General features: G+C 64.1%; 3 protein-coding genes. All 3 read right to left on the bottom strand.

Translation table 11 applies throughout. From position 1 onward, the window contains the following. Positions 1-580, bottom strand: a 580-nt coding sequence (locus PHW99_RS18775) for a response regulator transcription factor (RefSeq protein ID WP_300181384.1), incomplete at its 3' end; no start/stop codon positions are given. A 72-nt stretch (positions 581-652) separates the two neighbouring features. Continuing rightward, entirely contained in the window at positions 653-1,336 is a 684-nt protein-coding gene (locus PHW99_RS18770) for a hypothetical protein (protein WP_300181381.1), read from the bottom strand. Positions 1,337-1,346: 10 nt separating this feature from the next. Next, a partial coding sequence (locus PHW99_RS18765) for a serine hydrolase domain-containing protein (protein WP_300181378.1) occupies positions 1,347-2,632 on the bottom strand: 1,286 nt, incomplete at its 5' end.

Raw genomic sequence — 2,632 nt, 5'->3', positions numbered from 1 at the left:
TTTGAAATTCCAGCGCCCCGGCGCTGGGCTCCTCGTCGCCAGACCAGACCCGTTGCAGCAGTTGCTCCCGCCGCACCACGCGCCCGGCCTGGCGGGCCAGTTCACACAGAATGGCGAATTCGCGCGGCGTCACGGGCAGTGCGCTGCCGCCGAGCGACACCGTTTGCTGCTGCGGGTCAATGACCAGAGCGCCCACTTGCCAGGCGTTGGCGGCCTGACCGGCCGAGCGGCGAATCGCCACGTGGATGCGGGCGATCAGCTCGGGCAGCATGAAGGGTTTGATCACGTAGTCGTCGGCGCCGCCATTGAGGGCGCGCAAGCGGTCATCCAGCGCGTCGCGGGCGGTCATGACCAGGACCGGCACCGCATGGTGGCTGCGCCGCAGGTGTTCCAACAGGGTAAAGCCTTCGCCGTCGGGCAGGTTGATGTCGAGCAACACGCAGTCCAGATCATCGGCCTGCAATTGCGCCAGGCCGTCGGCCAGGCGGCGCACCCAGACCGAGGGCAGGTGGGCCTGCTCCAGCGCCCGCTGCAGGGCGGCCCCCAGGTCGAGGTCATCTTCGATCAGCAAGATTTTCATGAATGCTCTCAATTAGATAGCTGTTTGCGCTTAGTTGACGTGGGCTAGAGCCCTATTTCTCATATGAAATACCTATTTGCACCGGCCCGTCATGGCAGCGTAGGCCACAAACGGCAGGGCCAACAGCCCACCGATGGCCACTGGCCTGGATTTGCCCTCACCATCCTGCGCATTGTGAAGGCAGTCTGGCACGGCCCCGGAGGCCATATGTTGACCCAATCTGGCAGACGCAGGAGCAGGCCCGCTGCCCAGTTGCTCGCGGGCGGCCTGTGCCAGGCTGGGCGTGGCGCTGCGCCGCACCGCCAACCCCATCGCCTGCGGGGACAGGTCCAGCGGGCGTTCCGCGCTGGGGCCTGCCGGTATGGCAGACGGCGGCGGCACCGACACGGAATCAGCAGCGTCCGTTGGCGTGGCGGCGGGAGACGGTGCCTCGGCCGCGTTGACCTTTTGTTGAGTCACAGCGCGGCGCAAGTTGTGTTTGGGCGCCGTGGTGTTCTGGGTGGGGGCGATCGGCCCCTGCGGAAGTGGCGGCTGCAATGGCGGCTCGGGTATCCACAAATGTGCCATCAGGATCGGTGGCTCAGGCTCAGGTTCACGCGCGGCGCCCGGGCGGGTTCCCGGGGTCAGCTGACTGATCAACACACCATGCAACATGACCGAGACCAGCAGCGCACCAGACAGGCGCGGCTTCAACCACCCCGGAGAAGGCCAAGGAAACAGACCGATACCGATCAAGCGCCCTGCCAGAAGACGCATGGGCCCAACCTCATGGTCGGCTGTTGGTTATCTTTTTGGCCAGATAACCAGAATAGGCCAGATGGTCCACCCCGTTGAGGACGACGCTGCGCACCGCTTCGCCACTGTCAGCCAGCGGCCCCAACAGCAAGGCCTGGCTGTCAGACACGGGCTTGAGCACGGCGCGAATGACTTGGTCGGGTTCGTCCAGCGGGGTGGTTTCCAGCACCAGAAACCCTCTCTCTTCAATCAGGCGAATACGTTTGACCAGCTTGTGGTCATCGCCCAGGTTGCTGATCTCGTAGTCGCCCAGACGTTGTTGCCAGGCGCCGAGGCTGGCAGGCGGCTCCACGCGCTGGCCCACCAGCATCTCTTGCGACCCCACGCTGCCTACCAAAACCTCGCGACCTGCCACCTTGCGCAGCGAAAAACCGATCTCGCTCAAGGTGCCCAGGTTCACCGACACCAGGCCCAGCAGGGCGTAGTCCAGCCCAAACAAACCGTCGCTGCGCTGACGCAGTTTGAAATCATGCCCCAAAGCATTCGCACGCAACGCGGTGCCATCGGCACGGATGTGGATGCGCCCGACCAGCGAGGTGTAGTCACCCTCATAGGCACGCTGCACCTGCGCCGGCAACGGTGCATCCACCCAGGTGGGGGGGGTATGCACGGGCTGCTGGATGCCGGTTTTGGCCTCCAGCGCCAGCGCCAGTGTTTCGGTGGCAATGTGGTCCACCACGCTGGTGGCAGAGCCGGAATTGGCCAGCACCACCACCCCGAGTTTGTGCTTGGGCAGAAGGTAGATCTGGCTGCGAAACATGCCGATGGCACCGGCATGGTGGGCCACCGGGCCAGCGTTTTCCAGGGTTGATTGGCCCAGGGTGCTCAATAGCCAGCCCAGACCAACACGAAAGTTGAAGTCAAGCGCCACAGCGCTGTTTTGTGGCCGCAGCATCTCGGCCACGGTTTCGGGTTTCAGAATCTGATGTGTGCCGGACCGGCCATCGGCAAACACCATGGCCAGGAAGCGGCTCAGGTCGTTGACGCTGGCATTGAGCCCGCCAGCCGGCACGTCGCGCAAAGGGATTTCAGGGATGGCCTCGCGCCCGCGATAACCCTTGGCCATCAGGGGTGAGTTCGAGACGCCTGCTTCAAACGCTGAATGGGCCATGCCCAGTGGCGCCAAAACTTTTTGCTGCATGTGCTGTGCAAACGGCACGCCGCTGCGTGACTGAACCGCCGCCCCGAGCAGGGAAATGCCGATGTTGGAATAGGAGAAAACCAGGTCAGGCGCATAGGCCAAAGGCTGGCCAGCGA

The organism is Rhodoferax sp. (assembly GCF_028689305.1).
Taxonomy (GTDB): Bacteria; Pseudomonadota; Gammaproteobacteria; order Burkholderiales; family Burkholderiaceae_C; genus Rhodoferax.
The sequence above is the reverse complement of the archived record's forward strand: the minus strand, read 5'-3'. Positions and strand labels throughout refer to the sequence as shown.